Origin of the sequence: uncultured Campylobacter sp. (assembly GCF_938041645.1) — a bacterium.
GTDB lineage: Bacteria > Campylobacterota > Campylobacteria > Campylobacterales > Campylobacteraceae > Campylobacter_B.
In genome coordinates this window covers 14,590-40,428 of record NZ_CALIST010000005.1, presented here as the reverse complement: position 1 = coordinate 40,428, position 25,839 = coordinate 14,590, and the positions used below count along the sequence as shown (strand labels likewise).

28 protein-coding genes are annotated in these 25,839 nt (G+C 47.9%); 15 read left to right on the top strand and 13 right to left on the bottom strand.

The window, feature by feature from the left end; all coding sequences use genetic code 11:
• Positions 1 to 112: 112 nt before the first annotated feature.
• Genes Q0600_RS00550 through Q0600_RS00520 form a run of 7 tightly spaced genes read right to left on the bottom strand, consistent with a single transcriptional unit; the run spans position 113 to position 6,498 of the window.
• Positions 113 to 1,330, bottom strand: coding sequence for a PilT/PilU family type 4a pilus ATPase (locus Q0600_RS00550; RefSeq protein ID WP_298755629.1), 1,218 nt, complete (start codon positions 1,328 to 1,330; stop codon positions 113 to 115).
• On the bottom strand, positions 1,330 to 2,337 hold the full coding sequence (locus Q0600_RS00545) for a transaldolase (RefSeq protein WP_298755626.1): 1,008 nt from the start codon (positions 2,335 to 2,337) through the stop codon (positions 1,330 to 1,332). Before Q0600_RS00545 ends, Q0600_RS00550 begins: the two co-directional genes overlap by 1 nt.
• On the bottom strand, positions 2,330 to 2,953 hold the full coding sequence (gene serB, locus Q0600_RS00540; RefSeq protein WP_298755623.1) for a phosphoserine phosphatase SerB: 624 nt from the start codon (positions 2,951 to 2,953) through the stop codon (positions 2,330 to 2,332). Before serB ends, Q0600_RS00545 begins: the two co-directional genes overlap by 8 nt.
• Before the next feature lie 31 nt (positions 2,954 to 2,984).
• The gene (locus tag Q0600_RS00535) at positions 2,985 to 3,719 is read right to left on the bottom strand and encodes a metallophosphoesterase (protein WP_298755620.1); all 735 of its coding nucleotides are present in this window, start codon (positions 3,717 to 3,719) and stop codon (positions 2,985 to 2,987) included.
• 42 nt (positions 3,720 to 3,761) lie between these two features.
• On the bottom strand, positions 3,762 to 4,769 hold the full coding sequence (gene argC, locus Q0600_RS00530; RefSeq protein WP_298755619.1) for an N-acetyl-gamma-glutamyl-phosphate reductase: 1,008 nt from the start codon (positions 4,767 to 4,769) through the stop codon (positions 3,762 to 3,764).
• 1 nt (position 4,770) lies between these two features.
• The gene (gene greA / locus Q0600_RS00525; RefSeq protein WP_298755617.1) at positions 4,771 to 5,262 is read right to left on the bottom strand and encodes a transcription elongation factor GreA; all 492 of its coding nucleotides are present in this window, start codon (positions 5,260 to 5,262) and stop codon (positions 4,771 to 4,773) included.
• A gap of 48 nt (positions 5,263 to 5,310) precedes the next feature.
• On the bottom strand, positions 5,311 to 6,498 hold the full coding sequence (locus tag Q0600_RS00520) for a DUF354 domain-containing protein (RefSeq protein ID WP_298755615.1): 1,188 nt from the start codon (positions 6,496 to 6,498) through the stop codon (positions 5,311 to 5,313).
• A 68-nt stretch (positions 6,499 to 6,566) separates the two neighbouring features.
• Between Q0600_RS00520 and Q0600_RS00515 the strand changes: the two genes are divergently transcribed.
• The 8 genes from Q0600_RS00515 (at position 6,567) to Q0600_RS00480 (ending at position 13,043) form a co-directional block, all read left to right on the top strand.
• Positions 6,567 to 7,067 carry a hypothetical protein gene (locus tag Q0600_RS00515; RefSeq protein WP_298705263.1) on the top strand — a complete coding sequence of 167 codons (501 nt, stop codon included), beginning with the start codon at positions 6,567 to 6,569 and terminating at the stop codon, positions 7,065 to 7,067.
• A gap of 411 nt (positions 7,068 to 7,478) precedes the next feature.
• Complete coding sequence (gene surE, locus Q0600_RS00510) at positions 7,479 to 8,258, top strand: 5'/3'-nucleotidase SurE (protein ID WP_298755613.1); 780 nt, start codon at positions 7,479 to 7,481, stop codon at positions 8,256 to 8,258.
• A complete protein-coding gene (locus Q0600_RS00505; RefSeq protein ID WP_298755611.1) occupies positions 8,251 to 8,919 on the top strand; it encodes a ThiF family adenylyltransferase in 669 nt (222 codons plus the stop codon). The genes surE and Q0600_RS00505 overlap by 8 nt, the downstream gene beginning before the upstream one ends.
• Positions 8,920 to 9,600: 681 nt before the next feature.
• The gene (locus tag Q0600_RS00500) at positions 9,601 to 10,098 is read left to right on the top strand and encodes a nitroreductase family protein (RefSeq protein ID WP_291938251.1); all 498 of its coding nucleotides are present in this window, start codon (positions 9,601 to 9,603) and stop codon (positions 10,096 to 10,098) included.
• Positions 10,099 to 10,100: 2 nt separating this feature from the next.
• Positions 10,101 to 10,952, top strand: a complete 852-nt coding sequence (modD, locus tag Q0600_RS00495) for a ModD protein (protein WP_298755608.1) — start codon at positions 10,101 to 10,103, stop codon at positions 10,950 to 10,952.
• Between the two features lie 114 nt (positions 10,953 to 11,066).
• Positions 11,067 to 11,768 carry a molybdate ABC transporter substrate-binding protein gene (modA, locus tag Q0600_RS00490; protein WP_298755606.1) on the top strand — a complete coding sequence of 234 codons (702 nt, stop codon included), beginning with the start codon at positions 11,067 to 11,069 and terminating at the stop codon, positions 11,766 to 11,768.
• Complete coding sequence (locus Q0600_RS00485) at positions 11,765 to 12,433, top strand: ABC transporter permease subunit (RefSeq protein WP_298755603.1); 669 nt, start codon at positions 11,765 to 11,767, stop codon at positions 12,431 to 12,433. Before modA ends, Q0600_RS00485 begins: the two co-directional genes overlap by 4 nt.
• A 64-nt stretch (positions 12,434 to 12,497) precedes the next feature.
• Entirely contained in the window at positions 12,498 to 13,043 is a 546-nt protein-coding gene (locus Q0600_RS00480; protein ID WP_298755600.1) for a superoxide dismutase family protein, read from the top strand.
• A 70-nt stretch (positions 13,044 to 13,113) separates the two neighbouring features.
• On the opposite strand, the gene Q0600_RS00475 is transcribed toward Q0600_RS00480, so the two are convergent.
• A complete protein-coding gene (locus Q0600_RS00475; protein WP_298755597.1) occupies positions 13,114 to 13,815 on the bottom strand; it encodes a YoaK family protein in 702 nt (233 codons plus the stop codon).
• A gap of 319 nt (positions 13,816 to 14,134) precedes the next feature.
• On the opposite strand from Q0600_RS00475, the gene Q0600_RS00470 reads away from it, so the two are divergent.
• From Q0600_RS00470 to Q0600_RS00460, 3 genes are all read left to right on the top strand, one after another.
• On the top strand, positions 14,135 to 14,668 hold the full coding sequence (locus Q0600_RS00470) for a DUF1104 domain-containing protein (protein ID WP_298755594.1): 534 nt from the start codon (positions 14,135 to 14,137) through the stop codon (positions 14,666 to 14,668).
• A 434-nt stretch (positions 14,669 to 15,102) separates the two neighbouring features.
• Complete coding sequence (locus tag Q0600_RS00465) at positions 15,103 to 15,765, top strand: response regulator transcription factor (RefSeq protein ID WP_298755591.1); 663 nt, start codon at positions 15,103 to 15,105, stop codon at positions 15,763 to 15,765.
• Positions 15,766 to 15,783: 18 nt separating this feature from the next.
• Entirely contained in the window at positions 15,784 to 16,881 is a 1,098-nt protein-coding gene (locus Q0600_RS00460; RefSeq protein ID WP_298755632.1) for a HAMP domain-containing sensor histidine kinase, read from the top strand.
• Positions 16,882 to 17,954: 1,073 nt separating this feature from the next.
• Here Q0600_RS00460 and Q0600_RS00455 read toward each other — a convergent pair.
• The 5 genes from Q0600_RS00455 to Q0600_RS00435 form a co-directional block, all read right to left on the bottom strand.
• Positions 17,955 to 18,551, bottom strand: coding sequence for a metallophosphoesterase (locus tag Q0600_RS00455; protein WP_298755589.1), 597 nt, complete (start codon positions 18,549 to 18,551; stop codon positions 17,955 to 17,957).
• A gap of 84 nt (positions 18,552 to 18,635) precedes the next feature.
• Positions 18,636 to 20,129 (bottom strand): RNA ligase, encoded by a 1,494-nt coding sequence (locus Q0600_RS00450; protein ID WP_298755587.1) that lies wholly within the window; start codon positions 20,127 to 20,129, stop codon positions 18,636 to 18,638.
• Positions 20,130 to 20,431: 302 nt separating this feature from the next.
• Positions 20,432 to 21,472: an isoaspartyl peptidase/L-asparaginase family protein gene (locus Q0600_RS00445; RefSeq protein WP_298755585.1), complete on the bottom strand. Its 1,041-nt coding sequence runs from the start codon at positions 21,470 to 21,472 to the stop codon at positions 20,432 to 20,434.
• Between the two features lie 412 nt (positions 21,473 to 21,884).
• Positions 21,885 to 22,322, bottom strand: coding sequence for a DUF417 family protein (locus Q0600_RS00440; RefSeq protein ID WP_298755583.1), 438 nt, complete (start codon positions 22,320 to 22,322; stop codon positions 21,885 to 21,887).
• A 188-nt stretch (positions 22,323 to 22,510) separates the two neighbouring features.
• A complete protein-coding gene (locus tag Q0600_RS00435; RefSeq protein WP_298755582.1) occupies positions 22,511 to 23,782 on the bottom strand; it encodes a thiamine-phosphate kinase in 1,272 nt (423 codons plus the stop codon).
• A 438-nt stretch (positions 23,783 to 24,220) separates the two neighbouring features.
• On the opposite strand from Q0600_RS00435, the gene Q0600_RS00430 reads away from it, so the two are divergent.
• The 4 genes from Q0600_RS00430 to Q0600_RS00415 all read left to right on the top strand — a co-directional run bounded on the left by Q0600_RS00430 (position 24,221) and on the right by Q0600_RS00415 (position 25,802).
• On the top strand, positions 24,221 to 24,487 hold the full coding sequence (locus Q0600_RS00430; protein WP_298755580.1) for a hypothetical protein: 267 nt from the start codon (positions 24,221 to 24,223) through the stop codon (positions 24,485 to 24,487).
• 25 nt (positions 24,488 to 24,512) lie between these two features.
• Positions 24,513 to 24,779: a hypothetical protein gene (locus Q0600_RS00425; RefSeq protein WP_298755578.1), complete on the top strand. Its 267-nt coding sequence runs from the start codon at positions 24,513 to 24,515 to the stop codon at positions 24,777 to 24,779.
• A 215-nt stretch (positions 24,780 to 24,994) separates the two neighbouring features.
• Positions 24,995 to 25,408 carry a hypothetical protein gene (locus Q0600_RS00420; RefSeq protein WP_298755575.1) on the top strand — a complete coding sequence of 138 codons (414 nt, stop codon included), beginning with the start codon at positions 24,995 to 24,997 and terminating at the stop codon, positions 25,406 to 25,408.
• Between the two features lie 10 nt (positions 25,409 to 25,418).
• The gene (locus Q0600_RS00415) at positions 25,419 to 25,802 is read left to right on the top strand and encodes a hypothetical protein (protein ID WP_298755572.1); all 384 of its coding nucleotides are present in this window, start codon (positions 25,419 to 25,421) and stop codon (positions 25,800 to 25,802) included.
• The last annotated feature ends 37 nt before the right edge of the window (positions 25,803 to 25,839 follow it).

Here is a 25,839-nt window from a genome sequence, read left to right as displayed (position 1 = left end):
ATGAAGAGGGGTATCTGCGCTTATATTATTATCCTGCATAAATTTTAAAATTTCAAAGCAAAATTCTTTAAAATTTTAAATTGCAAGAATTTAGAATTTTAAAATTTGCAACTCAGCGGATCTCTTTTAGCTGTACGACTTCGCCCGCAAGCATCTCTTCGGCGCTCTCTCCGGATTCTGCTGCCAAATCCCTTTTTTTGGCAAGATCTACGTTTTTGATCTGCAGATCGAGGTCGTTTCGCTTAGAGGCCTTATCCAGCGCCTCCTCGCGGGTAATGATGCCATCTCTGTAAAGATCAAGCAGGTGCTGATCGAAGGTCTGCATGCCGTAGGTGTTGCGACCGTCGGCAATCGCGTCAGGAATTTCATCGTCGCGCGCATCAAGTATCATATCCTTAATACGGGTGTTTTTGCGTAAAATTTCAACGACGGCCACACGTTTGCCCTCGATAGTACGGGCAAGGCGCTGAGAGATGACCGCCTCTAGGACGGACGCTAGCGTCATTCGGATACGCTCCTGCTCAGCCTGCTCAAACATCGCGATGATTCGGTTTACCGTCTCTTTCGCATCGATGGTGTGCACCGTCGAAAACACTAAGTGGCCCGTTTCTGCGGCGTGAAGCGCGGTCTCGATCGTCTCCAAATCGCGCATCTCGCCCACAAATATTACGTCCGGATCCTCTCGTAGCGCGGCGCGAAGCGAATCTGCGAAGTTGTTGCAGTCCTCGCCGATAGCACGCTGGTTGATGATGCATTTATCGTCTTTAAATACGAACTCGACGGGGTCTTCGATCGTAACGACGTGGCTGGTTCTTTGTCTATTTATGCGATTGATCATGCTTGCGATCGTTGTCGTCTTTCCGCTTCCTGTAGGTCCGGTAAGCAGCACGACACCGCGCATAGCTGTGTCGCAAATATCTTTGATCGAAGGCGGTAAGCCCAGCTCGTCGATTTCCGGAATTTTAACCGGGATCGTTCGGAAAACCGCGCTGATACCGTCGATCTGAAAAAAAATATTAACGCGGAAGCGATAATCTTCGTTCAGCTTATAGGTAAAATCCACGCTCTTTTTCTCGATAAGCTCCGGAAAGCGCGTGATGAGAAGCTCCTTAGCTAGTGTCATCGCATCTTCTTTCAAAAATGGCGTTTTGCTAAATTTTACCAGCTCGCCGTGGATACGACCTCTGATAACCGCGCCCGATTTTATATGAAGGTCGCTACCGCCGTTTTGGATCAAAAATTCCAAATATTTATTTAGCCTGTCTCGCTGCTTAAAATCCAGTGTAGAAGCGTCAACTTGATACTGCGAATAATCTATAGAACCCGCCATCATTTCTCCTTTTTAAGTGTTTTTATTATCTCTTTAAATGCCTCTTCAAAGGCTACTAGCCCGTCATCGAGTAGCTTTTTATACGCCTTTTTCATATCGATCTTCGCATCCGCTACGCGCTCGAAAAATTCCTCTATCTGCGCATCGCTCGGTGGCGTTTTGGGTTTTTGATCGCCGCTTACAAAAGCCTTTATGGTATCAAGCGGCGCTGTGTTTACGCAGCTCGGATACATCAGCTCGCTTACGTAGTAGTCCTTCGGCAGATCGTTTCCTTTTACCCCCGTGCTCGCAAACAGCGGCTTTACGTAGTTTAAATTTTCTTTAGCGATGATATTGTAGCACTTTGCCGCGTTCATTATACCGATTTTACCGGTAGGAAGGTCCGCTGCGGCCATTTTTTCATCTAGTAACCTATCGAAGCGGCTAACGAAGATGCTAATTACTGTTTTTGGTAAATTTGCCTTCGGGAAGTAGCGACGAAAGCCTGCGATCCCCTCTTTTATCGCCTCGATACATTTTTCGGTCTGCTCCGGCGAAAAAACCAAGGTCGCGTTTACGCTGATCCCCTTTTTCAGTAGATCGTGCATCGCTTCGTAGCCCGCCTTGGTCGCGGGGATTTTTATCATAACGTTTGGCATGCCGATCGTGCCGTATAGGTGCTTACCCTCGCGATACATCGCCTCGGCGTCGTCTGCAAAGCACGGATCAACCTCGATGCTCACAAAGCCGTCATCGCCGTTGATAAAATTTTTAAGCAGGCTCTCCGCCGCGCTTCTGATGTCTGCGGTGGCTAAAATTTCATACAGCTTTTTAGGCTCTTTTTTTCTAAATTCCTCTTTAGCCGAGTCGTATGCGGGAGAGCTTAGGATTGCGTTTTTAAAGATCGCGGGATTGGAAGTCGCGCCGTTAATTATGCCTTTTTTGATCAGCTCGTCGAAATCTTTATCGATAAAATCGCGCTCCAAAAAGTCGCACCAAAGGCTGAAATTTAGGGCTTTATCATACATATTTCATAATCTCCTTCAAATCCTTTTTTTCAATGCAGACGCTCGCGTGTTCTTTTAAAATTTCATTCGCGCAAAAGGCGATTTTAAGCCCCGCCTCGCGAAACATCGAAACGTCGTTCGCGCCGTCTCCCACGCACATTACTTCGCTTGCGCTTAGGCCCATCAGCGATTTAAGCTGCGCAAGCAGGACGCCTTTTGAGTAGCCAAACATCATCTCGCCGCCGAAAAGCCCGGTTAAAATTCCGTTTTTTTCATGCAGATAGTTCGCAAAGCTCGCGTCAAAACCCAGTTTTTTCTGCGCGGCGTCGGTAGCGAGATGAAATCCGCCGCTAAAGACGATTACTTTTATGCCTTTATTTTTCAGATACGCGATGATCTCGCTAGCGCCGCAAACGAAAGGCAAGCTTTCCGCGATAGCTTTAGCATCGCTAAGCCTCATCCCCTTTATCAGCGCCACGCGCTCGCTAAGGCTCTCGAAAAAATCAAGCTCTCCCGCCATCGCGCGCTTCGTAATTTCGCTAACTTGTCGCTGCGTGCCCATTTTAGCGGCGAAAAAACCTATCGTTTCGCCGTCCATCAGCGTAGAATCAAAGTCGAAAACACAAAGCTTTATCATAAACATCCTCGCAAAAATTTAGGAATTATAGCTAATTTAAGTTTAAGTTTTTTGGAATTAGCATAAATTTTTCGCTTTTTGAGACCTCGTAAATTTTGCTCCCGACCCCGAACGAACACAAATTTATATATTTTTTCTCGCCGAAATATAAAATTTCATCTTGATGATAGTGCCCTTCGATGATTAAATTTTCCGCGTAAAAATCGATCTTCGGTGCGATTATATCCTTAAAGTTTGGCATTTTTTTGTATAGATTTTTTCCCTCTTGTGATTTTAAGATCATCTTTGAAATTTTAAATTTTAAAGCGCGATCTAGCAGATCCATCAATTTTAAGAAAGCTCTATTTCGTAGCGAAAGCAGCGCAAACTGCGTCAGGCGCGGCAAAAACAGATCGCCGTGTGCAATCTGTACCGCTTCGCCGCTCTCGCAGATAAATTTAGCAGGCTGCGCGGCGTTTGGATAAACTTTTGCGCGGGGGAAAATTTCGCGCAGATTAAAATCGTGGTTGCCCTCGAAGTAAAAAATTTCGCATTTTCGCGACAGCTCGTTTATTAGCGCGATCTCCTCTTCGTAGAAGCGCTGCACGTAGGTCGTGTTTGCCAAAAAATCAAACATATCGCCCATCATAAAAATTTGAGGCGGCAGGCTTTGCGTGGAACACAGCGCGCGCAAGAATTTTAAAAATTGCGGCCTGCTTACGCCCGCATGCGCATCGCCGATAAAGATCGCGCCCGGTTTTATCGTCTGAATTTGATCATTTTGCATCTAGACTCCGGCACGTGGCGGCTTTTGCAAAAAGCTCATCGTTTAAATTCCGTGCGCGATGCGCGGTAGCGCCGTATCTTCGGCGAATCCGCACATTAAATTTGCGTTTGCGATCGCCTGTGACGAAGCTCCGCGCAAAAGATTATCGATCGCCGAGTTGATCCAAATTTTATCGCCCGCAGTTTTTACAAAAATATCGCAAAAGTGCGTCCCTGCGACGTTTTTTATACTCACGGGTTCGCTTCGGACGCGCACGAAAGGCTCGTTTGCGTAAAACTCCCGCAGCACCGCCTCTGCGTCCACGCTATTTTGCAGTACGCCAAACGCGCTAACTAGCATCCCGCGCGTAATCGGCAGCAAATTCGGCACGAAAAGCGTGCTAAATTCGCCGCCTTTTAAAATTTGTAGCTGCTCTTTGATCTCGTCTGCATGGCGATGCGAGATCGGCGAGTAGGCATTTGCGTTTTCGTTCACGCTTACGAAATGGCTACTTGCTTTAAGGGCCTTGCCTGCGCCGCTTACTCCGCTTTTTGCGTCGATAAATACGCCGATACTAGGATCTAGTAGCCGTACGAACGGCGCAAGCGCCAAAATAGAGCAGGTAGGATAGCAACCCGGATTTGCCGTAAGCCGTGCCGCGCGGATCTTCTCGCGATTTAGCTCGGGCAGTCCGTAAACGGCGTGGGCTAAATTACGGGGGTCTAAATGCGTGGTGTAATTTTTCTCGTAAAGCTCGCGGCTTAGGCGGTAATCAGCCGATAGATCGACTACCTTGACGCTTTTAAATTTTAAAATTTCGCGAGCAAATTCCATCGCTTTTTCATGCGGCAGCGCCAAGAAAACAAGATCGCATCTTTGCGCCGCAACACGAGCATCCGCGGCTTCTACGTGCATCTCAAACACGCCGCGAAGCTGCGGGAAAATTTCGCTTATTTCGCCCTGCGCCGAAGCGCCTAAATATGAAATTTCAAAGCCTGGGTGAGAAAGTAGAGCCTTAATCAGCTCAAGCCCCGTATAGCCGCTAACGCCGATGATGCCTACTTTTTTCACGCTAATTCTCAAATTTTATCGGCTTGTATTCGACGCTTAAAATTTCCACGTCGCGCGTGCCTGATGGCAGCTGAAGCACCACCTGATCGCCCTCTGCCTTGCCTAAAAGCTGGCGCGCAAGAGGCGTATTAATATTGATGAGCTTGCGCGAGATGTCCGCTTCGCTAAGCCCTACGATCGTGTAAACCTCCTCCCGCTCGGTCTCTACGTCCATAAAGGTAACGGTGGAGCCGAATTTTACGCGGTCGTGTTCGTAGGTAGAGGGATCGATGATCTTTGAGCGAGAGATGATGTCGCTAAGCTCGGCGATGCGCGATAGCAAAAACGCTTGCTCTTCGCGCGCCGCATGGTACTCGGCATTTTCTTTTAGATCGCCGTGTCCGCGCGCGATGTCGATCTGTTGGACTATGTGGGGCAGCTTCACGCTCTGAAGCTCCTTGAGCTCGGAGGTGATCTTTTCATATCCGTAAAGCGTCATTGGTTCTGTCGTCATAATCTTCCTTTCTTTTTATCAAATTATATAAGCTTTAGCCTTAAAATTTTAGCTCGCGGGCTGCGTTAAGATTCTTGCCACGTTTTCGCCGGAGCCGAGCTTTAGATAATCTCGCAGCTTTTTGCTCGCAAGTTTAAATTTCGCAGCGTCGCAGCGCTCGTATGCGGCGAGTAGATTTTGCGCGCTTACTTCGGATTGTAAAAGCTCCTCGTGCAGCGGCTCTTCGCCCAAAAAATCAAAAATAATATTCGCAAGCCCCACGTGCTTTAGCTTTACGAGCTTTCGCGCGAGCCAAACGTCAAATGCGCGCGCCTTGTAGCACAGCACGAACGGAGTGCCGATGAGCGCCGCTTCAAGCGTCGCCGTACCCGAGCAGATGAAAGCAAAATCGCAATCCTTAAGCGTGGCGGGAGTATCGTTTACGATGCTAAAGCCGTCTAGAGGCCCGTAAATTTCATCTCTTTGATCCATCAGATGCGGCGGGATTATTAAGACTCGCTCGCTATTTTCAAATTTAGGCGCAAGGGCTCTAAAAATCGGCATCAGTCTTGAAATTTCAGCCCTGCGCGAGCCCGGCATAAAGGCGATCTTGCCCTGTTTTTCGTAACTTGTTTTTTGGAATTTTATCTCATCAAGCAGCGGATGCCCCACGAAAGAATACTTTGCGGTTTTGGCGCTTTGCTCGCTCGGGTGCGCAGCATTCTCTTTCTGCGCAGCGTCTTTATCTTTTGCTTCTTGTAGCGCAGCGTCTTTGCTCTCCGCTTCTTGCGACACGGCGCCTTTATCTCCCTTGCAATCCGCGCCGAAAAATTTTGCCTCAAAAGGCCAGATGGAGAGTAGATTGTCGCAAAATGCCTTCAGCTTCTCCGCTCTGTGCGGCTTCCATGCCCAAACCTGCGGCAGGATATAATATGAAATTTCCGCGCGCGCGCCGCTTTCTTTGATCGCGCGAGCTAGCGGCAGATTAAACGCGGGCGAGTCGATTAAAAGCACGCGATCGCACTCCGCCGCAAGCCGCGTCATCTGCGCCATCGCGCGCCTAGCCTTTAAAATCAGCGGCAGAATTTCTATAAAACCCATCGCCGAAAATTCGCTGCTTTTGTATATCGGCGCGCCCAACTTTTCATCGAAAATTCCGCAAATCTCGCAAGCAGGATCAAGCCTTTTAAGATGCGCTAGAACCTCTTTAAAATGCAGGTTCGCCGAGGGTTCTAGGCAAGAGATTAAATATTTCAAATTTAGCCTTTTAAATTTTTGTTAATTATAGCAAAATGTGCTAAAATTAAGCCGACAAAGGATTTAAGATGAGAAATTTTAAAATTTTAGCGCTATGCGGCGCGTTCGCGATGTTGCTGGGCGGTTGCGGCGCGGCTAAATATCAAAAGCGTCAAGTCACCGAGGATCCCGCAGTAACGGCGCGTTTTGAGGCGCTTAGTAAGCTAGGCTCGCCCGCACTCGTCGCTAAAGCCGCAGCTAGCGAGATCGCAGCAGACGTAGGCGGCACCAAGCCCCACGTTAAGGTCGCGCAGTTTGCCTTCCTCGAAGAAATTAGCGCACAAGGAAGCGATCTGATCTATGCCTACTCGCTAAGCCCCGGCTGGGCGAGCCTGAAAAGCTCCGATCGGCAAAAATATCTCAAATTGCTAACTAAGGATATTACCGAAAATGACTGCAATGCACCTAGTACGCGAGCTTTATTGCGAAGCGGAGTGCGTGAAGTGCACCGATTTTTCTACGATTATCCGAACTCGCACCTACTTGATTCGCAGGTGAGCGAGGAGATATGCCGTAAAGCGGGGTTGTAGAATATCTCGCATAATTTTATGCCGCGGATTTACATCGGTGCGAAAGCAAAATTTTATGGTGTAAAATCTGTGATAATTTAAAAGGCGAAATTTTGTGGCGAGTTGCGGAGTGCGGTCGCAAAATTTAAGGAATTTCGAAAACTAAATTTAGGCAATGAAATTGCATAGCAGGCTATAAAAATTTGTAGCGTAAAAAGATAAAATTTCGTAGCAAAAAGGCGGAATTTTTCTATGAATTTTGTGATCTAAGTTTCGTGATGGAATTTTTGTGAAAAAATTTGGCACGACGGAATTTTATGCCACGCAAACTAAGTAGCAATTTTTGCATAGTAAAGAATTGAGCGCTAGAATTTTTGCAGATAGAATTTCGCCCCGATAGGTCTGTCGCGAAATTTTAGTTAAAGAGAGAATATGAAAGAAATTTTAATCACTAACGACGACGGATTCGAAGCGCGCGGGCTTTTGGAGCTCGCAAGCGCACTAAGATCGATCGCAAACGTCACCATCGTAGCGCCAAGCTCGGAGAAATCGGCATGCTCACACTCGCTCACGCTCACGCGTCCGCTTAGATTTGTAAAGCTCGACGACGGATTTTTCAAACTCGACGATGCTACGCCCGCAGATTGCGTGTATTTAGCGCTCCGCGCGCTGTATAACCGCAAGCCCGATCTCGTGGTAAGCGGCATAAATCACGGCGCCAACGTCGCGGAGGATGTGACCTATTCTGGCACCTGCGGAGGCGCGATGGAGGGGGTTTTGCAAGGTATTCCCGCGCTTGCGGTGAGCCAGTTTTACGTCGCAGACTCGCTGCAGCGGTACGGATTTGACCTCGCATGCGAGCTCACGGTGGATTTGGTGGGAAAAATTTTCAAAAACGGCTTTCCGCTGCCGCCAAAGCAGTTTTTAAATTTAAACGTTCCTGCCGTCTCAAAGCAAGATTTCAGGGGACTAACGGTTGCGCCATGCGGCGAGAAGCTCTACGACACCGACGCGCAGCTAAATCGCAATCCACGCGGAATGGAGTATTATTGGCTCGGCAAATCCACGCTCAGTTTTGATGCGAGCAGGAACGAAAACAGCGACATTTCGGCACTTTTTGAGGGGCGAGCGACGCTAAGCCCGATCAAGCTAAATTTAACCGCGCACGAACAGATGAGCGCGCTAGAAAGGTGGATGAAAAACGATGAGTGAGGTCGTAGTAGACCGCTTTTCGCGCTCGCGCCTACTTTTCGGCGAGGATTTTGCAAGGCTTCAAAGCGCTAAAATTTTAATCTGCGGCTGCGGCGGCGTGGGCGGAGCGGCGATAGAGGCGCTATACCGCAGCGGCGCGGTAAATCTAAGCGTGATTGATTGCGATCGCTTCGAGATCACTAATCAAAACCGCCAGCTTGGAAGCGAGTGCCTAGGCGAGCTAAAATGCGAGGTTTTCGCGCGCAGATTTAAAGGCATAACGCCGATCGTCGCTAGGATCGATGAGGAATTTTTGTCTAAATTTGATCTAGCGCAATTTGATTTCGTAATCGACGCGATAGACGACGTGAGCGCCAAGATCGCTCTTGCGCTGCGCTGTAGCGAGGCGGGCGCGGGCTTCGTAAGCTCGATGGGCGGCGCAAAGAGGCTCGATCCCTCTAAAATCGAAATCCGCTCAATCTGGCGGACGCAAGGCGATCCGCTCGCGCGTAAGATCAGATCTGAGCTGCGAAAGCGCGGCTTTGCGGGCGATTTTGACGTCGTCTGCTCGAGCGAGCCGCCGCGCGTCAAATCGATGGGCAGCTTCATGGGCGTGACCGCGAGCTTCGGGCTTTTCATCACAAGCTACGTCGTGCGCAGGCTGATAGGCGAGCAGGCTTAACGCTTAAATTTCATAGCGCTTCGGCGCATGGCTCCGCCTAGTCGTGCTTGGCGGTTAAATTTTAGATATTTTGAGCTTTTGATCTGAGCGCGCTTTGCATGCGGTACGGCTAGCTGGTGCTTTGCGGCGCGCGATGCGGTTAAAATTCAAAAGCGGCGAAAGCGGAATTTTACCGGACGACGAAGATAAAATTTGCTCGGCGCGAAGGTGAAATTTCATTGCTGCGAAGGATAAAATTTTATCCGCAAAGATCGGCGCAGGCTTGCGTGCGAGATGAAATTTAAGGACCACGCGAGCTACACGCACATATTGATGCATACGGCGTGTCATTTTAGCAGGTGCCAGATAGCAGCCTAGGATTAAAATTTAAATACGCGGATCGCAAGCTTGCTTGTGAGCGAAATTTAAGCAAGCTGAGTTTGAGCGGATGTTCTTTACGGCGGATTTTCGTAGCAGCGCGATTTGAAATTTTATCGCAGTTTCGCGCGCTTTTTGATGCAAAAAAAAGGCGTGCTCAGGCAAGCAAAACCAAATCTGCGCGCATCAGCCGCCGCGTAGCGCCTAAATAAGCGTAAAGTGTAAGCAGGGCTCAAGCAAACGCAGCGGCAAGCCTACTTCTAAATTCCATTTTTTACCGCTCGCAAAAAGCGGAATTTAGAAATTTAATTTAAAGGAGCAGCGATGAATGAAATTTTTACACGCACGAGCGTGCGGAATTTTACCGAAAAAATGCCGAGCGACGATCAGATCGAGCTCGTGCTAAAAGCCGCTATGCAAGCCCCTAGCGCGGGCAACCAGCGCTCATGGGAGTTTTACGTAGTACGCGACCGCACCACGCTTACGCTACTTAGCAGCGTCGGCACCTACGGCGGCTGCACGAAGGATGCGCCGCTTGCGATCGTGGTCTGCACGCGCAAAAGCGGCTTAAAATTCCAGCCCTACGCTCGCTACGACTGCGCTTGTGCGGCAGAAAATCTTTGGCTAGCGGCGCACCATTTGGGGCTTGGCACCACGTGGCTGGGCGTAGCGCCCGATATCTACGCAATGGAGCGCGTAAGAGAAATTTTAGATCTGCCTGGGCATTTGGAGGCGTTTTGCATTATGCCTTTGGGCTTTCCGTCTCGCGTCACAAAGGCGCATTCACGCTTTGAGCCCGCTAAAATTCACTTCGTAGGCTAGATATGTTTATTTCGCAGAGTAAAATCGACGATCTAATCGCTAGCGACGGCGCGTTTTTAGACCTTACGACCGAGCTTTTACGCGGCTGCGCGGATTTGGGCGCGCCCGCGCGACTTTCGATCGTAACGAGGCAGGATCTGATCTTTAGCGGCGGGCAGATTGCGCGCGAGGTAGCGGCGCGCCTCGGCTGCGAGACGCAGCATCTAGCGCGTGAGGGAAGCGCATTTTGCGCGGGGGGTGAAATTTTTAGCGCGCGAGGAAGCTTTGAGAGCTTGCATAAAGCTTGGAAGATCGTTCAGATCGTGTTTGAGTACTCATGCAAAATTTCTACTTACGCGCACGAGATGGTTGCGCTGATGCGAGAGGCGAATCCGCGCTGCGTGCTGGGTGCGACGCGCAAGAGCTTTCCTTTTGCGAAGGAGCTTTGCGTAAATGCGCTGATCGCGGGCGGCGGAACGATGCACCGCCTGGGGCTGCACGACAGCGTCCTGTTTTTTTCAAACCACATCCGTGCGTTTGCGAGCTTTAGCGAATTTTGCGCGCAGATCGCTAAATTTAAAGAGCGCGCGCCCGAGCGAAAGATCATGATCGAAGTGGCGAGCGAGCGCGAATTTAGCGAGCTCTTAAAATACGCGTCTGATGCGATAATGTGCGATAAGATGAGCCCTGGCGAGCTTAGAGCTTGCGTTTTGAGGCGAGATGAAACGGCGCCGCAGATTAAAATTTGCGCTGCGGGCGGCATAAATAAAGCTAACTGCGCCGAGTTTGCAGCTACCGGCGCGGACGTGCTCGTAAGCTCGGCAGTTTGGAATCAGGGCGTGTGCGATCTAGGCGGAAAGATAGAATTTATCTAAATATTAAATTTTAAATTTAAGGCGTGGAAGTCTAAAATAGGGCGTAAAAACGCGATTTATTAATAAATAAGAGTATATTTTGTAGAATTCTTAAAATTTCAAAAAAGGATTTTCATGAAAAAAATTGCTTTTATTTTGGCGCTTACAGCAAGCGTTTCGTTCTGCGCAGATCAGCTGATAATCGCAGCCGGCGGCGGATACAAAAAGCCCGTCTCGGCCGTGATCGAAAATTTGAAAAAAGAGGGTATGGACGTGGCGGGATCGTTTGCAAACCTCGGCCAGCTCGTCATTCAATCGCGCGAGAATAAAATTTCATTCATCGTGGGCGACGAGGCGTTTTTAGAAAAAAGCGACCTAAATATCACTAAATTTGAGCGTATCGGGCGCGGCACGCTTGTTTTGGTGACGCCGAAAAATATCAAAATACAGGGCGTCTCGGAGATCGAAAAGTTCGATAAAATCGCGATGCCCGATCCTAAAAAGGCGATTTACGGCATCAGAACGAACGAGTTTTTGCAAAACGCCAAGATGGACGGAGTAAAAGATAAAATTTTAGCCGTCGCGGGCGTGCCGCAGGTAGTCGCTTACGTTATCAACGGCGAGGTGCAGGCGGGCTTTATCAACAGCACCGAAGCGGTCGCCAAAAAAGATGAGTTCGGCTCGATCATCTACATCGACGAGAGCCTCTACAGCCCCGCATATATCGGCATCGCAATGCTTAGCGCGTGCGGCGATGAAGCGCTTTGCGAAAAGGTGATGAAGGAATTTCAATCGGATCGCTCAAAAGAGATTTTTTCAAAATTCGGCCTTAAATGAGCGACATCGCTTGGATCGCACATCCTCTGATACTAAGCGCGAAAGCCCTATTTTGCAGCTTTTTGCTGCTGATTTCAATAGGGCTAGCAATTGCGTATTTTTTAGCTTTCAGCAAAGCCAAATTTAAAAAGATCGTCGAAATTTTGGTAATTTTTCCGCTTATCTTCCCGCCGATCGCGACGGGATTTCTGCTTCTTTACATCTTCGGAAAGAGCGGATTTATCGGCTCTGCGTTAAATTTAGACATCGTTTTTAACTTTTCTTCATTGGTAATCGCCGCATTTTTGGTGGGGCTGCCGCTGTTTGTAAAGCCCGTGTGTGCGAGCTTTGAGCTCTTTCCGAAGAGCCTAATCGAAGCCGCGCAAATTTTGGGCAAAAACAGATCTCAAATTTTCCTCTTCGTAATCCTTCCAAGCTCGCTTAAAACGCTCGGCTCCGCGCTTATTTTAGCGCTCTCGCGCGGGCTCGGCGAAGTGGGTATCACGCTGATGCTGGGCGGAAATATAGTGGGCAAAACCGACACGCTAGGTCTTGCGATCATGGGCGCCGTGTATGACGGCGAGAACGAGCGAGCGCTGATTTTAAGCGTTTTGCTCGTGATTTCCAGCTTGATTTTATTTTATGCGATAAATCTTTTGGATAAAAAGCGAAATTTATCTAACTGAAAAAAATTATTTTTAAGTATTTTTTGATAGAATTGCAAACGCATTTCATTTTAAAGGATTTATCATGAAGAAATTTCTAATTTCATCAATTTTAGTCGCAAGCGCCTTGATCGCTCACGAGCACGGCGATATGCAAAATTTCGACCCTAAGACGGGCAAGCACCTCGTCATCGCTATGGAGCAGCTGGGCGAGAAGGGCAACGTAACCGTCGGCGAGGTCGTAGCGGTCGAGACGAACTACGGCGTGGCATTTTTCCCAAATTTAAAGGGTCTTGCTAGCGGCGTGCACGGCTTTCACGTGCATCAAAACGCCGACTGCGGCGCAAATGAGAAGGGTCTAGGTATGAAAGCGGGCGGCCACTGGGATCCAAGCGATACCAAAAAACACTCGTTTGCTTGGGATGATAGCGGTCACAAGGGCGATCTGCCTGCACTTTTCGTCGATGCAGAGGGCAATGCGGTCTATCCGGTGTTAGCTCCTAAGATCAAGAGCTTAGATGAGCTAAAAGGCCACTCGCTGATGGTTCACGTAGGCGGCGATAACCACAGCGACCATCCGAAGCCGCTCGGCGGCGGCGGCGCTAGAATGGTCTGCGGCGTTATAAAATAAGCGCTCGACAAAATACTTTGCGGAGCTTTCGCGCTCCGCAAATCTTTTCGATAAAATCAACCTCGCAAATTCAAGACGAAAGATGATCCTCGCGCTCAATCAGCATAAGGGCGTAAATTCCTGCCGTTACCGCCAAAATCACCGCCGCAATTAAAATCGTATATAAACCCAAGATCTTTTGTAAAAGCGCCGAAGCGATGCCGCCCGCAACGAAACTGATTACGAGGGCTGCGTATATGAAAACCGAGCGCTTATCTTCGCTTTTACGGTGCATTACGTATTCGCCCAAAGAGATCATCGTCTTTTTGAGATTGCCCGTAGTAAAGGCATTGTTATAGCCTCTGCCGGCGACCTCGCTAAACGCCGTCGTTTGCATCGCCATTCCCAGTGCAAGCGGCGGCACAATATAGATATCTGGCATATCCGCAGGCAAAAATCCCACGATGGCGCAAAACGTAATCAGCGGCACTATCGTAGCAAGCCGCCAAAACGCGCTATGAAGTTTTGTATGCAGTATGCTTACCGCAAAAACGCCCGCCATAAAAGCAAGCATCGTAACGCCCTTCGTAAGCGCTCCGTCAAAATTCCGCGTCGCCAAATCCACCGAGAGAAAGGTAACGTTGCCCGTCTGCCCCGCCACTAGCGTGCCGCCGCGCTTTATGAAGGTATAAGCGTCGATAAAACCGCCGCAAAATGTCATCGCGATGCCAAAACCTATGCCCTGATAGATGTTTGCGCCAAGGCTCGTCCGCGCAAAATTTAAAATTTTCATCCGGCTTCCTTAAATTTTTGAAAAATTATAGCGATTTGAAATAATTTTAAAATTTAGCCTACTTGCATATGCTTATAAAATGAGCTTACGCGTGATTTCTATGCGCTTAAAGCGGCTTCGCGAAAGAACGAATTTGCACGCCCGAGCGCACGTAAATTTAAAATTTACGCCTAAATTTAAAGCTCGTATGTCAAAGGCAAACTTGTCGGTAGCGCTCGCAAAATTTCAAAATTTAACCCTCTTTGCGACTTTTGCGAAGCTTAACTTTTTCTTCACGACTTTTTTCTACAATCACGTCAACTTTCACAAAGGAGAGAGAATGAAAAAGATCGTTTTAGCAAGCGTTTTAGTCGTGGGCGTGCTGTTCGCCGCAGATTTTAGCTCAAGCAGCCCCGAGCAGATCAATGCCTCAGTAGCCGGTGCCGACGCCAAGAGCTTAAGCGAAGCGGCGTTTGAGATTGATAAACGCGCAGGCGAGCTAAGAGCACAGGCAAGGGATCTCAAGCGCGGATTTAAGACGGAGTTTAAAAAGAAGCTGGACGCTATGAGCGTCGAGGATCGCGAGAAATTCCTAGACGAGTTTAGAAAAAACTATAACGTCCAGGCGGGCAAGCTAAGCGTCGAGCAGGCGGATAGGCTGGATATTGAGCTCAAGGATCGCGGTAATTTCGGCAAATTTAAAAGGCCCGCTCACGGGTTTGGCCCGCACAGATCGCAGATGGCACCCGGCGAGTGCGGTCATATGCCGCCTGAAGGAATGCGCGGAGGCGCGGGTCCGGCAATGCCGCCAAGAGGCGAGATGCCGTGCAATCAAAACGCCGGCGCCGCTGTGTGCCCTATGACGCAGCAATAGCTGCCCGCGCGCAAGCCATTTAGTTCCGCGCAGCACTTGCGCGGAATTTTACTTTATCAAATCGCGGTGTAGAAATTTTAAAATTTAGCTTTGGAGTCTATGCGGCATAGCACCGATGAAATTTCGCTAAATTTTATCGACGCAGGCGAGGTTTTGAAATTCTGCGCAGCGAAATTTTAGGACATGAAATTTTAAAATTTCGCGGCGCGAAAATTTTATATCGTAAAATTTTAGTTTCTTGCGCTGCGCCGCGCGAATAATATACCAGGCGAGCAATGGCGAGCAATCTTATAAGCCTAAATTTAGTAAGCATACTTTTGAGCTAAGACGCGCTGTTTCGCCATGATAAAATTTTGCCGTGAAATTTTGCAATTAAATTTTACGTGGAATTTCACAGGGTATAATTTCAAAAATTCTACGCAAGGGGGCGGGCTATGGCAAGGGTTTTGATCGTCGAGGACGAGGGGATGCTGCTAGATATGATGTGCACCTACATGCGCGGCGCGGGGCACGAGGTAAGCGGCACCAAAAGCTACGACGAGGCGCTCTCTTTAGCGTACGAAAAGAGCTTCGATCTGTGGATCTTCGACGTCAAAATCATCGGCGGCAACGGCTTTGCGCTACTTCGCGAGCTGCGCGAGGCCGGGCGCGGCGCACCGTGCATTTTCACGACGTCGCTAAACACTCTGCAAGACGTCGAAAGCGGCTTTAGAAGCGGCTGCGACGACTACCTCAAAAAGCCCTTCGAGCTAAAAGAGCTCGCTCTGCGCGCGGATAATCTACTAAAGCGCACCTTCGTCCACAACACCGCCAGACGCGAAAATATCGGCGGAGGTTTTAGCTTCGATATGGCTCAGCACGCGCTTTATCGCAACGGAAGAGCCGTGCCGATGCCGCAGAAGCAGGCGAGGCTTCTTGCTCTGCTTCTGAAAAATCGCGATAAATTCCTTAGTAAGGATGAAATTTTCGCCGCGCTGTGGGACTACGACGAGAGTCCGAGCGAGCTTAGCCTACGCGTTTATATCGCCGGGCTGCGAAAAATTTTGGGTAAGGATCGCATCATAAATGCTTCCAAGCTCGGCTACAAATATCTTTAGGAGCGCGCCGTGTCCAAAATGCGTCAAATTCTACCGATTTTTTTGCTCTACACGCTTACTAGCGTCCTGTTTTTGGCGCTGGTAAGCAGCGTATTTTACGAGCGGGAGAAGTTTTTTATCGCGGATCGCGATGCCTTTGCGATCAGAGATTTCAAGCACGGCTTAGAGGCTAAGCTCGCGCGCGGCGGGCGCCTAAACGAGAGCGATTTCGACGCCATGCAGGCATACGCTGCGGATCTGAATAGTAGCGATGAGATCGCACGGGATTTCGAGCCGAGGGACGACGCGCCGCGCGTGTATATGGAGGGAAATAACAGGATCGAGCAGTTTAATCTCACCGCCAAGGACGGCACGGAGTACTACGTAGCGATCAAAACTGAGGCGCTTGAGGGCAAGCTAGCGGCGCTGAAGCTTAAAATTTTAGCCGCGAGCGCGTTTGTTTTGGCGATTATTTTGCTGATCGCATATTTTATCATCCGCCTTTCGCTGCGCCCGCTTTACGAAAAGATCGAGTTTTTAAACGGCTTCATTCGCGACACGACGCACGAGATAAAAACCCCGCTTAGCGTGATTTTGATGAGTATCGAGCTTTTCGATACCGATGCGAAAAAATATCTGGGCAATATCAAGGCGGGCGCAAATACGATAAACGCGCTGTTTGAGGATCTAACCGCGCTAAGCTTAAACAAAAGCGGCAGCGGGCGAGAGGTAAATTTAAGCAAGCTGCTGCAAAGCCGCATAGAGTATTTCGGCGTCTCTGCGGAGCAAAAGCGCATAAATCTACGCGCCGATCTGCGTCCGGTAGCCTTTTGCGCGGATGAGTTTAAGCTGCGAAAAATCATCGACAATCTGCTTGGCAATGCGATAAAATATTGTGATGAGCTCGGCTGCGTAGAGGTGAGTCTGCGCGAGCATTTGCTTCGGATCAAAAACAGCGGCGCGGGCATCGCGCGGCAAAATCTGCCGCATATTTTCGAGCTTTACACCCGCTTTGATCAGCGCAACGGCGGCTTTGGCATCGGGCTTTTTATCGTGAAAAAATACTGCGACGAACTCGAGCTTAAAATTTCGTGCAGAAGCGAGCCTGGAGAGACGGAGTTTCGGCTGGAATTTTAACTTTACACAAATGAAATTCTGCGCGAACGAAATTTTAGCAAGCGGGCTTGCTAGGCTTAACCGCGCGGGTTTAAATTTAGCTAGCGATTCCGTCCGCAAAATTTGCGCTAGATTATAATTTGACGGCGGAATTTACGCATGCAATCCGGTCGCACCCACAAAATTTCGCCCGCCGGTTTGCAGAATACATAGCGTAAAATTCTACGGAATTTCGTGAAATTTTATTTGGACGCGAGCAGAATTACGGCGGCTAGGGATAAAATTTGCAGCAGCTTAGATAAAATCGCACGCGACAATTGACTAAATTCCGCGAAATTTCGTCCGCGCACCGGTTGGGTTCGCCCTTGCTCTGTTGCTTTATACACGCCGTATTCATAGCTAGTGCAAAAGGCGGTATCGTTTTGGATTTTGGTACCAAAAGAGAACATACCCTGCTTCTCATTCTTGCCGCTCGGTGCGTCGGCGTGGATTACGCGCGAGTAAATTTAAAATTTAGCTCCGCCCCGTCACGCCGAAGCGAAGCTTTATTAAAACGATTGGAGCAGCTATTTTAGGCGCGTAATCGTCTTTTAAATACGCACCGATCTTTTAAAGCGTGCGGCAAATTTTAAAATTTGCGCGTAGACAAAAGGGCAAAATTTGAGCGGTGAAGCTAGGTTTTATCGCTTTTAAATTTGACTTCGTCTTTCATATAAAATCAAATTCTGGGATTTTTGAATAAGCTATTAAATTTAACCAAATTCGCCCCCGCCCGTGTAAAAATAGGCGGGATCAAATTTGATCATTTCTCGCCGAGCGTCCTCGCTTTCTGCGCTATTTGCTAAAATCTATCATTTCTCTCCTAGCGGCCAGTAAACGATCGGTTTAGCTCCGAGCCTTGCTTCGCCGTGATACATACCGAGCTTATCTTTCGTCCATGCAAAGCCCGTGTGTCCGTGCTTATCGATCGAGATGATGCCGCCGCTGCTGCCGTCAAGCGCTTTGCCTATCCCGGTATTATGCGGGTGCTTTTGTAAGATATTGCGGCAGGCTACGCTTAAATCAATGCTGCGGCTGTCCGCGTTTAGCCCGGATCACGAATATCTTGCCGCAATCTCCTTTTGCCCTAAAATTTGCACGATCTCATCTAAGCTTAAAATTTTGCCGTGCGAGTCAAAGCCTACGTTTAGTATGCGACCCTCTAGGCTAGAAGCGCGGTCGTGCAAGTGTCCATGAAGCATAAAAGAGCCTCGCGAGGCGCGGTTGTGCTCCTCTACGGGATAGTGAAACATACAGATGCTGATACCCGTTTTGCCGTCCTTCATCGCGCCCGCGCCGCCGTCAAAATTTAGCTCCTTGTAGTGCAGGATATCGCTAAAGATAGGATTTCCGTCGTCTTTTAGCTCACGTAGCAGCGCTTCTTTCTTTTGGCTAATGAGCGTATCGTGGTTGCCTAAAATCAGCACATGCGAGCCGTTTAGCCTGCGCGCGACGCTTTTTAGATCCTTTAATTTATTACAAAATGCAAAATCGCCCAGATCATAAACCGTATCCTCGGGCCTCACTACGGCATTCCAGAGCTCTATTAGCCTTTCATTCATCTCAGCTACGTCGTTAAAATCCCTAAATTTAGGGCAGTATTTCATAATATTGCCGTGATAAAAATGCAAATCGGAGGTAAAAAATATCATCATTTTTCCTTTAAGCTTTAATCGCTATATCAAATTTACGCTTTACGCAAATTTGCGCGGCGCCAAATATTCGCACGATAATCTTTAAATTTTTTCTAAAAATTCTTTTATAAATCCTAGTTTGCCCTGCTCGTCAAGGGATTTGAATTCTCGCTCGTTTGCTTTGATATGATCGATCAAGGGGTGAAATTCCTCATCAAGCTTGGTTTTATCGAGTTTGCCGGAAAGCGCCTCGTTTTTACTGCGAGCGAAAAATTTATTCACGAGATAATAAGGCGTTTTCATCTTAAAGCAAAAACCGTTTTGGCTTGGGATATACACCATAAATCCCTCAAATTTCGCCTCTTTGACTATATTTTTAAGCTCCGCAAAGCTCGCTTTTAGATACTGCTCGCCCTCTTTATAAAAAGGTCTTTTTAGCGCTCCGGCAGTGCTTGCAGCGATCTTATCCAGCTCGAATTCGCTTGCTTGCGCGCCGGTTTTAACGTCGATAAGTCCGATAAGGGTCTCGCCTAGCTCCTCTTCTACGATGTGCGGATCGCTCTCGTCGGTGATCTCAAATAAAAAAGTTTTATTTGGATAGCGTTTGAAAATCTCTTCAAATTTGCAGCAGTGCTCGCGCGCCATCTGTGCAAATCTACTATCGGTCGATCCTGTCGTGGAGTAGATGACGCGGCGGTTAAAGCTCGCGTCGCTTTCGTGGGCATCTACGTAGGTGCAACACCCCAAAAAGCCGTTTACCTTTCGCACGGCAAGCACGGGCGTATCGTCTGTGATGTCGATAGGATAAAGGCTTTTGCGCGAGGTAAATTCCGAATAGTTATAGACCTTTTTAAACGGACGCACGATGATATTTAAATTATCGTCCATTATGAGTCCGCGCATCTCAAGTAGCGCCTTATCCCAATCGGCTTTGAAAAAGACGCGTTTTGAGTATTTATAGGTGCGAAGCTCGGGATAAAGCTCGCTTTGACGCGCACTCCAGAGCCTTTTATCCTGCGTGGCGGCGATATATTTTTTCGTTACGTAGGTATTTTGCGCCACATCAAAGGGCAGATCGCGCCTGTTTAGAGCCGCCGCGTCTTTGATCTTTTGCGTTACGTTTTCGCTCATAGGATTAACGGGCGGGATCAAAATTTCGCCCTCTATTTTGTTGTTTGCGACCTTGATAAACATCGCTATCACGGTATCTTCATCGACGCCGTGCTCGGAAGCGAAGAAATTTTGCATTCTAAAGCACTCGAAAATAAATCCATTTTGGGCGGCTTGCTCTTTTAGGCTTAACAGCTCTTTGGTGCGCGCGCTCACGTTGCTAAGCACGATAAGAACGTCTTTATCTTTGTTTTCTAGGGCAAATTTATACGCCTGTTTTATCTCGCGTGCGACCTTGCGCTTCGCATCCTCCAAAAGCTTCGGCGACCAAGTATAAACCCCCGCCTCATCGGTTAGAAACATATCGTTTTCCAAATGATAAATTTGCGCCTGCGGATATTCGTTTTTAAATTCTTTGATTTTCTCTTTTGCGAAAGTCGTTTTACCAGAGCCCGCATGTCCGCGAACGACTATAAATTTTCTCATTTTACCGCCTTGATTTTATGTAGCGATATTCTACCTGAAATTTAAGCGCCTTGGTATCAAAAAATATGGATTTCGGTAAAATTTAAGGCTCAACGGAAATTAATACTCCTTAAAGAGAGCCAATTTTAAAAAAGTAGAAAATTTGCGCTTTGCCGAGGTGCTGAAAGTAAAATTTAACCGAATTTGCCTCGCCGAAGCGCTTGATCGATGAGGGCGCTAAATTTGATAAACGTGCAATAAAAAGCGTATTTATCCTCGCTATTTGATTTAAATTTAGCCCCGCAAAGGGGCTAAATTTACGTTTATTTCTCGCCTAGCGGCCAGTAGACGATCGGCTTGTCTCCAAGCCTTGCTTCGCCGTGATACATGCCTAGCTTATCTTTCGTCCACGCAAAGCCCGTGTGTCCGTGCTTGTCGATCGAGATGATGCCGCCGCTACCGCCGAGCGCTTTGACCTCTTTTACCGCTTCTTCGGCGGCCTTTTGCACGTCGGAGGTTTTGTATTTATATAGAGCCGAGACCTCGTGCGCGGCGTTTACGCGCATGTAGATGTCGCCCGTGCCGGTGCACGAAACCGCCACAGAGTCGTTATCTGCGTAGGTTCCCGAGCCGATTATCGGGCTATCGCCGATGCGGCCGGTCATTTTATTGGTCATGCCACCAGTGCTGGTCGCTGCGGCTAGGTTGCCATTTTTATCCAGCGCGATCGCGCCCACGGTGCCAAGATACGGGCGCTCGTGCAAATTTAACGACGTCTTTTTTACCTTTTCGCTATCAAGTAGCAGCTTTTGTTTTTCTTTAGCTTTTTGCAGCGCGTCGTATCTAAACTGCGTGAAAAAATACTTCTGATCCACCATCTCTAGACCGTTTTCTTTGGCGAGCTTGTCGGCTCCCTCGCCCGCAACTAGCGTGTGCCACGTCTTATCCATCACGAGCCTAGCGCCTAGGATAGGGTTTTTGATATGCCGTGCCATCGCGACCGCGCCCGCTTTTTTGGTCGAGCCGTCCATGATCGAGGCATCAAGCTCGTTAAATCCGTCGGCGGTAAATACCGCGCCCTTGCCCGCGTTGAAATTCGGATCGTCCTCAAGTACCATAATGGCCGCCGTAACGGCATCCATCGCGCTACCGCCCTTCTCAAGTACGGCTTGACCCGCCAAAAGCGCCCGGTTCATCGGTTCCTCGCGGATTTTAAATTCCTCCTTGGTTAGATCAAGTCCGCTGGTACCGCCGTGAATGACGATAACCGGGGAAAATTTCTCCTGCGCATTCGCAACCGTTAGCCCGAGCAGGGCCAAACTCGCCGCCATAAAAACGGCCTTTGAGAGTGAAAAGTGCTTCATATCTCATCCTTTCGAAAAAATTGCAGAATTTCTAAGAAATGATATAACTTTGCGCTTTTCGTTTCGCTTAATCAAATGCGAATTTGGCTGGATCTAAATCTAATGCTTTGAGCTTAGGATTAAGCTTTCGCCGTCAAATTTAACGTGGTTTAATTTTTGGCACAATCTGATAGGTCGATTTAAATTTTATAAATTTGGGTTTGAGCGTTGGCAAAATTTAATTACTGCAGCTCGATAAATTTCAACCACACGTCATAAAATTTTAGCGCGCGGCCGTATCTTAAACGGCACTACGCAAGCAAGCTCAAGCACGCAACCGCTAGCAAAGCAGGCTTCAAATTAAAAGCCTCAAGCTCGCCATACGCGATCATTTAGTGTTGCGTCGGAACCGACGCCAATATGTTTTGACGGCTCAATCGCAGCTTTTTTCTCCGCGGCAAAGGCGCGCCAGGTCGTATTTTAGCAGCACCAAGCCAAGGCCTAGCAAGAAAAGGTCTTTAAAGATAAAGCCGTCGATCTTACCTAGCTGCGGCAGTAGGCTGAGCGTGCTCAGCGCCATGACGATCACGATGAGATTGCCCACGATGCCCGCCTTCGGCTTGAAAAAGCCCGCGATGAGCGAGAGATAGCCCACGGTCTCCACCACGCCCAAAAAATAGCTCGCGCCGGCATCCCCAAGCGCTGACGGCAAAAACGAAAGCCACGTCTGCGAAAAGAGCGGCTTTAAAGCCTCCACCTCAAACTCAAACCACTTGTAGTTGCCCATCACGGCAAGCACGATGATAACGGAAAGTCTGGCGAATATAATATCCGCGTCGCCTGCGACAAATTTTTTTACGATCTCCCTCATACGGCTCCTTTGTAAATTGTGTAGCGGTATGATAGCGAGCTTGCGTGTAGGCTACGTGAAGGGGCGAAATTTCAAATTCCAAATTCCTCGGCTTCATAAAATTCTACGCCTCCACAAAATTTCGTGGCTCCGCGAAATTTCAAATTCCATGCCACGCGCCTTAAAATTTAAAACGGTCGCGGCAAATTTCAAGGCGCGAAGTGGTGCGAGCTGCCACGAAATTCCATCGAGCTTTGCGGCGTGCGCGGGCAAACCTCGGCGATGATATTGATCGAAACGCCCGCCTTAGCGGCAATCGCGTAGATTTTAGGCAAAAACTTCGGCGCGAAGCTGAACAAAATCTCGTACTCCTCGCCGCTTTGCAACGCAGCCTCGCTAGGGCGGGCGATCCAGCGCGCACCTACGCCGCTAGCCTCCAGCAGGCGGGGCAAGTCCTGCGCAAGCCCATCGCTAATGTCCATCGCCGCGCTGATGAACTTCGCCGCCTTGTAAAAAAACTTATCGCGCAAAATGGGCCTAACGAAGCGCGAATTCTTTGAAATTTTTGCGCGCAGATCCTCGCGCAAGCGATATGAGCCGCTACCCGGCACAGGATTTTCGCCTGCAGAGCTTTGCGACGTAGAATTTTTGCATGCGAGGCTTTGCGACATAGGGCTCTTGCGATCCTCTCCGCTTCGTGACACGGAATTTTGCGCCGAAATTTCGGCGTTCAGGCTCTGCGGTTTGACATACGCAGGTAAAATTTTATCGTCCAGACTTTGCGGCTCAAGGTCCAAAATTTGCATTGCCGAAGTTTCAGCGCCCAGGCTCTGTAACTTAGCATGCGCAGGTAAAATTTTATCGTCCGGGCTTCGCACCTCATCGCCAGGATTTTGTGTCGCCGAAGCCTCGGCGTTCAGACCCTGCGACTCATCGCTTGAGCCTTGCACCGACGAAATTTTATCGTTTCGGTTTTGCGTCTGCGAGTTAGCGGGCGAAATTTCATCTCTTAAAAGCACCGCCAGATCGCGCCCGACGCTGCCTAGCTCGCCCGTATGCGCGATGAGATCGCCCACGCGCGCGCCGCTGCGAAACACGGGGTGCTTACACTTGCCGATCAGGCTCACGCTAAGCGCGATGCGATCCGAGCCGATCGTGTCGCCGCCGATGATCCGTATGCCCCACTCGCGCGCCGTTTCGCTCACGCCCGCGCACAGCTCGTCAATCTCGCGCGCGTCGATCTCGCGCGGCAGCGCAAGCCCCAGCAGGGCGTATTTGGCGCGCGCATTCGTCGCGATCATATCCGAGATGTTTACAAGCATCGCCTTTGCGCCGATCTCGCGCAGGCTCAGCCAGCCGCGGCGAAAGTGCACGCCCTCGACGAAAAGGTCCTTGCAATACGCTCGCTCGCCGATCACGGCGCAATCATCGCCGTTGAGCTTCGATCTAAATTTCTCAAAAATATACCGCTCCTTATCCATGCTCCCTCCGTTAAATTTAGCGTTACGCCGCAGCCGCGCAAAAGATAAGAAACCCGAATTTGCGGGCCTTTGTTTAAATTTCGCCGCACACGCGCAGCAGGAGTTCTACGCTCCGCTTTGCAAGATTATAGCGTAAATTTAGATTTTCGCCGCGCGAGTTTGGCTGCGGGCTTGCGTACGGCTCGATAGCAAAATTAGCAATCGCATGAGCTTTGGGGCTTTGGCGCGACCCAATGCGAACGGGGCCCGCGATAAAACAGCGCGAGTTTATTTATTGCATGCGCCCGCCTGCGCGCACTCCCGCAGATGATGGCTCTTTAAACGGCAAGTTTGAAAATTTAAAATTTAGCCGTAGCCGCTGGCAAGATTAAATTTAAACGCTGCGTAAGCGTAGTGAAGTTAAAATTCGCCTGAATATTTTATATAAACGGAGGGCAAATGGGCATTTATTATGATCTGGCTAGAGGCTGGTTTATGCTTCTGCTACTTGGCGTGATTTTGCTCAATAGCGTTTATGCAAAGGGTAATTATATAAAGCATTTTTTTGATTTTAATGTATTGATTGAGTCTGTGAAAGAAACCAAAGAAAATTTAGGTTTTGCACACAAATTCGTAGGTGTATTTTATTGCGTAATCTCATTTATTGCCTATTTTTGCATTTATTTGGGACTTTTTGCATTAATATTAAAAATATTTGTTTATTAAATTTTGAAAAATCAAGGAATTTCAAATGAACGATACGAAACCGGGCGAGCCGCTACTAATCATAAAAAGGGCTAGGCGTTTTTACGGGCCTTTTTATGCGGTAGTTAAAATTTTGCAATTTTATCTCGCCATTGTTTTTATAATGCTTGACAAGCCTTATGCGCCTATCGTAGGCTGGATAACGCTAATCGGTCTTTTTTATACGACGGTTATTCCGAATTGCTTTAAATTTATTGCATGCTACGATGATAAAGTGATAGTAAGATATATATATTTTGGCAAAGGATTCTAAAATATGATGAGATTAAATATATTGCTACATTTGCATATCTGCCGGGAGGCGAAACACTTTGCCTAAAACTAAAATTTAATTTGGCAAATATCGTATTTAATCTAAGCTCAATTATTTTGCCTTTAAGCTATATAACAAAAGAGGATTTTGAAAAATTAAAAATTTTAATGAGTGATAAAAATATCGAATACAGGGATTTTATCTGAGGAGCGAAAATGGGTTGCTATCGTAGTTATCAAACTATGAAAACAGGCGGATTTTTTAATTTCGCCATGAAATTTCTTGTTGCAATATTTTTTGCGATTGTTCTATTCGGCTGCGACGGTAATGAATGTCGCAACGAATACAATAATAAGGCGTTTTCTATTATAACCGATAATTTAAAGGATAAGGAAAATAGAGATTGGACATGCGGTTCTATTGACAACTATGAATACTTCATAAATTTTTACGGACCTAGCAACGATGATTTAGAAACTTTATTAAAGAATGTAGCAGAAGCGGCACAAATTCCAAATGTCAAAATTACTATATCGGTTTATGAGAGATATTGGAAATGGGGCAGCAAAACTCCGCCACCATTTAGCAAGAATATATTAACCGTAAAATTAGATACAAAATCAAATTAAGGAAAATGAAATGCTGAAATTTACAAAGTGTTTCTTTTTGATAGTCACCGCATTTATATTATTCGGCTGCGACGGTAGGGAATGTCGGAATCAGTATAACGACAAAGCAGAAGAAATAATATTTGAAGGAATAAGAGATTTAAATCATCTAGGCGGTTCTTGGTCTTGTGGAAAAATTACCGATAGATATGAGAGCATAGTAAACATTTATGGCACTAGAGATGATGATATAAAGTTGCTCTTAAATAATTTTTCAAAGGTTACAGACATGCCAAATGTTAAAATCACGATAAATGTTTATAAAGGCATAAGGTTGGCAAATAAAAATTTACCACCAAATGATGAGCCTATATTAATCTTAAAATTAAATACTCAATCGAGTCAAGCAGAATAAAATTTCGGGCGGCGCAAACCACCCGAAACGTAGCCCG